Origin of the sequence: Canicola haemoglobinophilus, assembly GCF_002015075.1 — a bacterium.
In the GTDB taxonomy this organism is placed as follows: Bacteria; Pseudomonadota; Gammaproteobacteria; order Enterobacterales; family Pasteurellaceae; genus Canicola; species Canicola haemoglobinophilus.
This window is the reverse complement of sequence record NZ_MUXZ01000056.1, coordinates 21,415-31,319: the sequence shown is the minus strand read 5'-3', so window position 1 is coordinate 31,319 and position 9,905 is coordinate 21,415. Positions and strand designations below refer to the sequence as shown.

Genomic DNA, 9,905 nt, shown 5'->3' with positions numbered 1-9,905 from the left:
TGTCTAGATGTATTATCTCCAGAAACAGGTATTTACACAAATTATGGGAGAGGCTCGAGAAAAATATTATTAGCAACTATTTTGTCCATTATACTTTGAAATAACAGCCCTAACTTTTGGAGTGCAGCTCATTATTACCGCACTTTTTATCAAAAATTATTCTGCATCCCCTAGCAATACAGATTCTAAAGCAATCTCAATCATGTCATTGAAGGTTAATTGGCGCTCTTCTGCACTGGTTTGCTCATGAGTACGAATATGATCAGAAACCGTACAAATTGTTAAGGCTTTGGCACCAAATTCCGCCGCAACACCATAAATTCCAGCTGCTTCCATTTCTACCCCTAAAATGCCATATTTTTCCATTACATCGAACATTTCTGTATCTGGTGTATAGAATAAGTCGGCAGAAAACAGGTTACCAACTTTTACTTCGATACCTTTGTTTTTAGCCGCTTGTACTGCAGCTTGAGCCATGCTGAAATCAGCAATCGCCGCAAAGTCGTTATCTTTGAAACGAATACGGTTTACTTTAGAGTCAGTGCAAGCACCAAGACCAATAATCACATCACGGATTTTGACATCCATTTTGACTGCGCCACAAGAACCAACACGAATAATTTTTTTCACACCATATTCAGTAATTAATTCTTTCGCATAAATGGAGCAAGATGGTATGCCCATACCGTGACCCATAACGGAGATTTTGCGCCCTTTGTAAGTGCCTGTATAACCAAGCATATTACGAACATTAGTGACTTCTTGCACATCCTCTAAAAATGTTTCAGCAATATATTTTGCACGTAGTGGGTCACCAGGCATTAAAACAACATCAGCAAATGCACCTGTAGGTGCGTTAATATGTGGAGTCATAAATTTTTCCTTTTGTTAATTGAAATATGATTATTCTAAAATTGAAGTGCCATAGTCCATTGGCGACAATTCAAAATAGCTAGCAATGGTTTGTCCAACATCAGCAAATGTTTGGCGTTTACCTAAAAATTGTTTTGGCACATTAGAGCCATAAATTAAAACAGGAATATGTTCTCTTGTATGATCTGTTCCTGACCAAGTTGGATCACAACCATGATCAGCCGTAAAAATAAGCAGATCATCATCGTTCATTAATGCTAATAATTCAGGAATTCGGCTATCGAAATATTCTAATGCGGCAGCATATCCCGCGACATTACGGCGATGGCCATAATCTGAATCGAAGTTGACAAAATTGGTAAAAACAATGGAGTTTTCTACCGCACTTTTGATTTCCGTTAAGGTCTTATCAAACAACTCTTCTATACCAGTTGCCTTGACTTTTTGAGTGATGCCAGTGTGGGCGTAAATATCAGCTATTTTACCAATAGAAATAACTTCCCCCTGTTTTTCATCAACAAGTTTTTGTAAAACAGTTTTAGCTGGTGGCTCAACAGCGTAATCTTTACGGTTACCTGTGCGATAAAATTCTCCAACTTTATCACCAAGGAAAGGACGAGCAATCACGCGACCAATGTTATAACCTTCAAGCTCTTCTCGTACGATTTGACATAATTCATACAATTTTTCTAAGCCATAGCTTTCTTCATGGCAAGCGATTTGGAAGACAGAGTCAGCTGATGTATAGAAAATTGGTTTTCCACTTTGAATATGTTCTTCGCCTAGCTCATCCAATATCACAGTACCTGAAGAATGGCAGTTTCCTAAATAACCGGTTAATCCTGCTTTTTCCACAATGCGATCTAATAGTTCTTGAGGGAAACTATTTTGATGTTCAGGGAAATATCCCCAATCAAATAAAACTGGCACACCAGCAATTTCCCAATGACCTGATGGCGTGTCTTTTCCAGAAGAAATCTCTTGTGCATAAGCATAGCCGGCCATTAATTCAGGTTCTGCGGAAAATCCTGCTGGAAGCTTGCCAGTGGATTGCTGAGCTGCTAATCCAAGCCCTAGTTTCTCAAAATTTGGTAAATGAAGTTTACCTTGTCGATGGGCATTATCAGCTTTGCCTAAAGCACATTGCTCTGCAATATGACCTAGGGTATCTGAGCCTTTGTCACCGAACTTTTCAGCATCGTGACTAAAACCAATACCAAAAGAATCAAGCATCATAATAAATACTCTTTTCATTTTTTTCTCCTTAAAGCAATCGTTTTCTTCTGCTTAAAACAAACAAGCCATGGTAAAACCATGGCGTAAAAAGGGGGGGCAAATGATACCGCACTTTTATAATGTCGCACCAGTTAAACCTATAAATAAGCCCGCAATGGTTCCACTCATTAAATTTGCTAGTGAACCTGCAATAACAGCTTTAATCCCTAGTCGAGCAATATCGCCTCGACGATGTGGAGCCATGCCACCTAAACCACCAATTAGAATTGCGATAGAACTAAAGTTTGCAAATCCACAAAGAGCGAAAGTAATAATAGCTTTAGTTTTATCACTTAGTTGTACCGTAGCATCTGCCGCAAGATATGGAGCAAATTCTAAATAGCCGACAAATTCATTAATGGCTAATTTTGTTCCAATAATGCTTCCAGCAAATTCAGCCTCATTCCAAGGAACTCCAATAATGAAAGCTAATGGTTTAAAAATCCAACCAAAGATCATGCCAAGAGACAGCCCTTCTTGACCAATCCAACCACCAATAGTACCCAGTATGCCGTTAAGCAATGCAATTAACGCTACAAAAGCAATTAACATTGCCCCCACGTTTAAGGCAAGTTGCATACCTGATGATGCACCTGCTGCTGCGTCAAGGATATTTGCTGGTTTTTCTTGCTCTATTTTTTTGAGATCATCATTGAATTTTTCCGTTTGTGGAATAAGGATTTTGGCAAATAATAATCCAGCAGGAGCGGCCATAAATGATGCGGCAATTAAATACGTTAGCGGAATTCCCATTCCTGCATATCCAGCCATAACTGAACCTGCGATAGAAGCTAAACCACCGCACATTACTGCAAACAATTCTGACTCTGTCATTTTGCTGATGTAAGGTTTAACAACCAACGGTGCTTCTGTTTGTCCTACGAAAATATTTGCTGCTGCAGACATAGATTCAGATTTTGATGTGCCTAGTGCTTTTTGTAGTGCACCGCCAATAATTTTAATAATCCATTGCATAATGCCAAGATAGTAAAGCAAAGAGATTAATGCAGAGAAGAAAACAATAATTGGAAGAACATTGATAACAAAAACAAAGCCTGCTGAACCTTTGGACCCATCAACTTGTGGAGCTAAACCGCCAAATAAGAAGCGAACCCCATCATAGCCGTAATTAATGACTGATTGAACCGCACTTGCGATGCTTTGTAGTATATGGCGACCAACTGGAACATAGAGAATAAACGCTGCGAATAAAAACTGAATTGCTAGTGCTCCCAGCACTGTACGATAATTGATTGCTTTACGATTATTAGATAAAAGAAAGGCTATTAATAATAAAACGAAAATGCCGATTATACTAATCAGAGAACTCATAAAATAAATATCCTTATCAGAAGTGTTAAAAGCATGATTATTCTACTTGTTTTGATTTGAAAAATCTTTAAAAAGATCGCAATTTTACAAATTTCTTAGAAGATGCAATTCTTATTATAAATTGAAACAAAATTTTTATTAATTTATTGTTTTTAAGCACTTTTATCGAGAAATATAACAAATCTGTTTAAGAAATTTAACATTATTGCTTGTGTTGTTTTTAAGACATATAATTTGTGTTATTTCGCTCTCTGATTAAAAGAAACTTATGATGAATTTACCAATAACTGTCACAATGCTTGTGAAAAATGCTGAGAAATATTTAGCTCAAAGCCTTAGTGCTTTGAGAGATTTCCCGGAAATTATTGTATTAGATAATGGTTCGACAGATCGATCTGTTGAAATTGCAAAACAATTCACTAACGTCAAAATTTACCATTCAGATTTTATTGGCTTTGGTCCAATGAAGAATTTAGTAGCCACTTATGCGAGCTATGATTGGATTTTAAATATTGATAGCGATGAAATTTTACAGCCTAAGCTTATCGAGGAAATCTCTCAAATTAATTTTGATGATTCTTATAAAGTCTATGCTTTACTCAGAATTAACCATTATCGTGGAAAACCCATAAAAACTTGTGGCTGGTATCCAGATTTTGTGAAGCGTTTATATAACAAAAAATTGGTAAAATTTAATGATAGGCAAGTGCATGAATCATTAGAAATTGCAGAAAACATACAGGTAGTTCACTTACAACATGAATTTAAGCATTATTCTTTTGATAATAGTGAAGCTTTGATTAACAAAATGCAGCAGTACACCACCCTTTTTGCTGAACAGCAGAAATATAGAAAAAAAGGCAGTGTGTTTTCAGCTGTTACACATGGCATATCTGCATTTTTCAAAAATTACTTCTTGAAAAAAGGTATTTTATCTGGTGGAGATGGTTTTATTATTTCTTTTGCCAATGCTAGTGGCTCTTATTATAAATATATTAAATTAATGGAGGCTAATCAGAATTTGACAACCTCTTTAATAATTACGACATATAATCGCCCAGATGCTTTGGAGGCTGTTTTAGCTTCAGTGTTAGCGCAAGAAATTTTACCTAATGAAGTGATCATAGCTGACGATGGTTCGACAGAAGATACCAAAAAACTGATTAAAAAATATCAAGGTATTTTTCCGATTCCACTTAAACATGCTTGGCAGGAAGATAATGGCTTTCGTGCCGCAGAATCTAGAAATAGAGGATTGTCTATGGTTGAGTCAGAATATGTAATTATTATTGATGGCGATATGATTTTACATCCTCAATTCATTGCTGATCATATTAACGCAGCTGAAAAAAATGTTTTTGTTCAGGGTAGTAGGGTATTACTAACTCAAGATAAAACCACCGCACTTTTGCAATTCCCCGAGAAATATCAATCTTTAAAATGGTATGAAAAAGGATTAGAAACTAGATTTGAGAAACGTTTTACGGCGTTACATTTTCCTATTGTGGCTAGGATGATACAAAAAAATAAACAAGCGGATTCTTACAAAGGTATCAAAAGCTGTAATATGGCATTCTTTTTTTCTGATGCTTTAGCAATTAACGGTTTTAATAATGATTTTGTTGGCTGGGGGCGTGAAGATAGTGAGTTTGCTGCCCGCTTTTTCAATAATGGAGGAAAGAGGAAAAATCTGAAATTTGCTGGGATTGCTTATCATCTCTGGCATCAAGAGAAAGATCGGGCTGCTTTACCTGATAATGATGCTCGGTTAAAACAAGCTATTGAAGATAAGTTGATTTCTTGTTCAAATGGATTGAATCAGATTAAACCTTAATCTAATTTATCCTATTTTTATAGAATATATATAAACAAAAGCGCTGAGAAATAAACTTGATTTTTAGCTAAAAAAGAGTACAATTCTCGGGCTTTTTGTCTATATATACAGAGAAAAAAGTAAGCATTCCCACTCCTTCGATGTGGGTTTTCTTTTTAGTTTAAATTATTTAGAGGAAGGTTATGGTAACCATTCGTTTATCTCGTGGCGGTTCTAAAAAACGCCCATTTTATCAAGTTGTAGTAGCTGACAGCCGTTCACCACGTGATGGTCGTTTTATTGAGCGTGTTGGTTTTTTCAACCCATTAGCAACAGGTAATGCTGAGCGTGTTCGTCTTAATTTAGACCGCGTAAATCACTGGGTTGGTCAAGGCGCATCTTTATCTGATCGTGTTGCTAGCTTAATAAAAGAAGCTCAAAAAGCTGCTTAATTTTACGATTGAGCATTTTATAGGTGAGTAAAATGGAACAACAAAGAATAGAAGTCGTTGGAAAATTAGGTTCAACATACGGAATTCGTGGTTGGTTACGTCTTTATTCATCAACAGAACAAGCCGAAAGTATTTTTGATTATCAACCTTGGTTTTTGAAAATCAAAGGTCAATGGCAGCCAACGGAATTAGAAAGTTGGAAACATCATAATCACGAGTTAATTGTGAAGTTGAAAAATATTAATGATCGTGAGATTGCACAAACCCTAGCAAATGTTGAAATCGGTGTAGATTTATCTGTTTTTCCTCAGTTAGATGAGGGAGATTTTTATTGGCATGATCTAATCGGCTGCCAAGTGGTAAATTTACAAGGTTATACCATGGGCGTTGTGTCAGAAATGATGGAAACGGGATCTAATGATGTTTTGGTTGTACGAGCTAATACAAAAGATGCTTTTGGCAAACAAGAGCGGTTAATTCCGTTCTTATATGAACAAGTAGTTAAAAGAGTAGATCTCAGTTCTAAAACTATTGAAGTTGACTGGGATGCTGGTTTCTAATCTCAGGTATGCTGTAGCGCTTTGGCGGTAACATAAACACAGAAGGTAATCAAATGTGGATCGGGATTATTAGTCTATTTCCTGAAATGTTCAAAGCTATTACAGAATACGGAGTAACAGGACGAGCCGTTAAGCAAAACCTGCTAAAAGTACAATGTTGGAATCCTCGAGATTTCACCTTTGATAAACATAAAACAGTGGATGACCGCCCTTATGGCGGAGGCCCTGGAATGTTAATGATGGTGCAACCTTTACGTGATGCTATTCGTTGTGCAAAGTCTGCGGCCGGTGATGATGTGAAAGTGATTTATCTTTCACCTCAAGGACGTAAACTCGATCAAATCGGTGTTCAAGAGCTTGCTAAAAATCAAAAAATGATTTTTGTTTGTGGGCGTTATGAAGGCATTGATGAAAGATTGATTGAGACTGAAATTGATGAAGAATGGTCAATTGGAGATTACGTTCTAACTGGCGGGGAATTACCTGCAATGACATTGATTGATGCTGTTGCAAGATTTATCCCTGGTGTTTTAGGTAAACAAGCCTCTGCACAAGAAGATTCTTTTGCGGAAGGATTATTAGATTGCCCTCATTACACTAGACCAGATCAATTAGACGGTTTGACTGTGCCTCCTGTGCTGATGTCTGGTAATCATGAAGAAATTCGTAAATGGAGATTAAAACAATCTCTGCAACGAACATGGCTAAGACGCCCTGAGCTACTGGAAGGCCTAGCTCTGACTGACGAACAAAGTAAACTGTTATCACAAATTAAACGAGAAAACAGTTAATCAGTTAAATCTAGGATTTTTAGAAGGATTATTACAATGAGTAATATCATTAAACAAATCGAACAAGAACAATTAAAACAAAACGTACCTAGCTTCCGCCCTGGTGATACTTTAGAAGTTAAAGTATGGGTAGTAGAAGGAAGTAAACGTCGTCTGCAAGCATTCGAAGGCGTGGTTATTGCAATTCGTAACCGTGGCTTGCACAGTGCTTTCACATTACGTAAAGTATCTAACGGCGTAGGTGTTGAACGTGTATTCCAAACTCACTCACCAATTGTTGATAGCATTTCTGTGAAACGTAAAGGTGCGGTACGTAAAGCTAAACTTTACTACTTACGTGAGCGTTCAGGTAAATCTGCTCGTATTAAAGAGCGTCTTGGTGATTAATTTGCCATATTTAAATGAACTAAAACCCTTGGAAATCCCAAGGGTTTTGTTTATTTAAGAGTGGAGTAAAAAATATATAACAGTTGGTATACCAAACTATGCCACGGTATCTTTTGTAAAATGCAAAAGTAGCAAATGGAGTTGAAAATCTGTTTGTTGGGCTGACAATTAAATATCAATTTAAAGCTAAAGTTATTAAAAGCTATATGAATAAAGCCCTAAAACAGCTCTAAATCGATTTATCTAAATATTATTATGGGCGGGGAGATAAGGTGACTTGTCATCAAATTGATGTATAGAGAAATATGAATATGATCCACTAGCTTTGAATGGATTTAGAAAGGAAAACAATGTTATTCAACCAGTTACTTGTAATAGCCGGTGTTTACTTAAAAATTTATTGAATCAACCCAAATGTACTATTTTCATTTCGTAGAGATGGTGATGAGAAAGTTAAGAAAGAAACAGAAATCTATTGCTGGAGAAAAATCAAAAAATAATAAAAATAGTTGCTAATAACTTAAGAAAAAGATTATTAGCAACTATTTCGTCTATTGGGGGGCAGTTTATTTTTTAGGTGTTACCAATTCTGGTTCTTGTGGTTTAGCAACGTCTTCAAACTGTTTATTTTGATTTGCTTGAATAATACTGTCTGCTTGTTGTGCTAATTTTGTTAGTCCCATTTGCTCATAAGCATTTTTCATTAATGGTAATGCCTCAAGAGTGGCTTTAGTATCTGGGTATTGTTGCAACATTCCAACTACACGGTTTGCCACAGCAACATGCGCATTACGTTTTGCATAGAATTTAGCGATAGCTAATTCATGGCGAGCAAGACTTGCTTTAATGTAAGCCATACGAGCTAATGCATCCGGTGCATAAGGACTATTTGGAAAATGTTGAATTAAAGTTTGGAAGTTAGCAAATGCTGTTTTGATAGAGGTACTCTCTCGGGTTGCTCTATCTACACCAAAAAAGTCTTGGAACCAGTTATCACCTAATGCTGAGTTAGTTAAACCAGCCATATAAATCACATAATCTAAGTTTGGACTTTGTGGATATTGTTGAATAAAACGATCAGCTGTCACTAAAGCATTAGTATAATCTTCAGATTTATAGTAAGCATAAATTAAATCCAATTGTGCTTGTTTGTTATATTGGCTTCCAGGAAAACGATTTTTTACTGCATCTAAATAACGAATTGCTTGGCTATAATCCGCATCTTGTAAATAACTCTGACCTTTTCCGTAGAGAGCTTGTTCGCTTCCTTCTTCAACATCTTTGCCAGAGCTTGAGCAAGCACTGATAGCAACTGCTGCAAATGCAACTAAAGCGAGAGATTTTAATTTACGCATCGGTGAATCCTTATTTTTACAATCAATAATAAATGTTACAATGATTTCCGTATTTTATAGCACATTGCTAAATAAGCAAATTATCTAACGGATTTTTTTATTATGGCACAAGTTACATTGTCAGCTGAAGTTCAGCCACAACACATGGGGCAACGTTTAGACCAAACATTAGCCGAATTGTTCCCTGATTATTCTCGTTCTCGCTTGAAAACATGGATTGAAGATAATTTAGTTAAAGTTAATGGAGAAATTATTAATGTTGCTCGCACTAAAGTATATGGTGGTGAGTCGGTAGGGAAATTGAGGACGAGAGCAGATTTGAGCCTGAAAATTTACCACTCAATATTGTTTATGAAGATGAGCATATTTTAGTCATCAATAAGCCAAAAGATTTTGTGGTTCATCCTGGTGCAGGAAATCCGAAAGGAACTGTATTGAATGCCTTGTTATATCATTATCCACAGATTGCCGAAGTGCCAAGAGCGGGAATTGTTCATCGCTTAGATAAAGATACAACAGGATTAATGGTCGTAGCGAAAACTATTCCAGCACAAACTAAATTAGTTCGAGATTTACAAAAGCGTAAAATTACAAGGGAATATGAGGCAGTTGCGTTTGGTGTGATGACTCAAGGTGGAACAGTGGATCAGCCCATGTCCAGACACCCAACAAAACGCACTCACATGGCAGTTCATCCTATGGGAAAACCAGCTGTAACGCATTATCGTATCATGGAACGTTTCCGTAATTACACACGTTTACGCCTGCGTCTAGAAACTGGGCGTACTCATCAAATTCGTGTGCATATGGCACATATTGCTCACCCATTATTAGGGGATCAAACTTATAGCGGCCGTCCTCGCCCACCGAAAAATGCCAGTGAAGAGTTTATGCAAGTGATGCGTGATTTTAAACGTCAAGCATTACACGCTGTGATGCTTCGTTTAGCACACCCAATTACCGAAGAAATGATGGAATGGTATGCTCCTTTGCCTGAGGATTTTGTTACATTAATCAATGCATTGAAAGCAGATTATCAATTACATAAAGACGACTTAGATTATTAA

At 36.6% G+C, this 9,905-nt stretch carries 9 protein-coding genes and 1 pseudogene; 6 read left to right on the top strand and 4 right to left on the bottom strand.

Annotation, left to right across the window (positions count from 1 at the left end; all coding sequences use genetic code 11):
• Nucleotides 1–156: 156 nt before the first annotated feature.
• The 3 genes from deoD to B0186_RS10945 all read right to left on the bottom strand — a co-directional run bounded on the left by deoD (nucleotide 157) and on the right by B0186_RS10945 (nucleotide 3,480).
• Nucleotides 157–873 carry a purine-nucleoside phosphorylase gene (gene deoD / locus B0186_RS10955; protein ID WP_078219460.1) on the bottom strand — a complete coding sequence of 239 codons (717 nt, stop codon included), beginning with the start codon at nucleotides 871–873 and terminating at the stop codon, nucleotides 157–159.
• A 30-nt stretch (nucleotides 874–903) separates the two neighbouring features.
• Nucleotides 904–2,127 carry a phosphopentomutase gene (locus B0186_RS10950; RefSeq protein ID WP_078219458.1) on the bottom strand — a complete coding sequence of 408 codons (1,224 nt, stop codon included), beginning with the start codon at nucleotides 2,125–2,127 and terminating at the stop codon, nucleotides 904–906.
• Nucleotides 2,128–2,223: 96 nt separating this feature from the next.
• Nucleotides 2,224–3,480, bottom strand: coding sequence for a NupC/NupG family nucleoside CNT transporter (locus B0186_RS10945; RefSeq protein ID WP_078219455.1), 1,257 nt, complete (start codon nucleotides 3,478–3,480; stop codon nucleotides 2,224–2,226).
• Between the two features lie 268 nt (nucleotides 3,481–3,748).
• Here B0186_RS10945 and B0186_RS10940 point away from each other — a divergent pair, with 268 nt between their 5' ends.
• The 5 genes from B0186_RS10940 (at nucleotide 3,749) to rplS (ending at nucleotide 7,483) form a co-directional block, all read left to right on the top strand.
• Entirely contained in the window at nucleotides 3,749–5,314 is a 1,566-nt protein-coding gene (locus B0186_RS10940) for a glycosyltransferase family 2 protein (RefSeq protein WP_211272447.1), read from the top strand.
• 182 nt (nucleotides 5,315–5,496) lie between these two features.
• Complete coding sequence (gene rpsP / locus B0186_RS10935) at nucleotides 5,497–5,745, top strand: 30S ribosomal protein S16 (protein ID WP_078219451.1); 249 nt, start codon at nucleotides 5,497–5,499, stop codon at nucleotides 5,743–5,745.
• Between the two features lie 32 nt (nucleotides 5,746–5,777).
• The gene (gene rimM / locus B0186_RS10930) at nucleotides 5,778–6,305 is read left to right on the top strand and encodes a ribosome maturation factor RimM (protein ID WP_078219449.1); all 528 of its coding nucleotides are present in this window, start codon (nucleotides 5,778–5,780) and stop codon (nucleotides 6,303–6,305) included.
• A gap of 53 nt (nucleotides 6,306–6,358) precedes the next feature.
• Nucleotides 6,359–7,096, top strand: coding sequence for a tRNA (guanosine(37)-N1)-methyltransferase TrmD (trmD, locus tag B0186_RS10925; RefSeq protein WP_078219447.1), 738 nt, complete (start codon nucleotides 6,359–6,361; stop codon nucleotides 7,094–7,096).
• A 36-nt stretch (nucleotides 7,097–7,132) separates the two neighbouring features.
• Nucleotides 7,133–7,483, top strand: a complete 351-nt coding sequence (rplS, locus tag B0186_RS10920; protein WP_078219445.1) for a 50S ribosomal protein L19 — start codon at nucleotides 7,133–7,135, stop codon at nucleotides 7,481–7,483.
• 566 nt (nucleotides 7,484–8,049) lie between these two features.
• Here the strand turns inward: rplS and B0186_RS10915 are convergent.
• Complete coding sequence (locus tag B0186_RS10915) at nucleotides 8,050–8,838, bottom strand: outer membrane protein assembly factor BamD (protein ID WP_078219443.1); 789 nt, start codon at nucleotides 8,836–8,838, stop codon at nucleotides 8,050–8,052.
• Between the two features lie 102 nt (nucleotides 8,839–8,940).
• On the opposite strand from B0186_RS10915, the pseudogene rluD reads away from it, so the two are divergent.
• Nucleotides 8,941–9,905, top strand: a pseudogene (gene rluD, locus B0186_RS10910) (23S rRNA pseudouridine(1911/1915/1917) synthase RluD).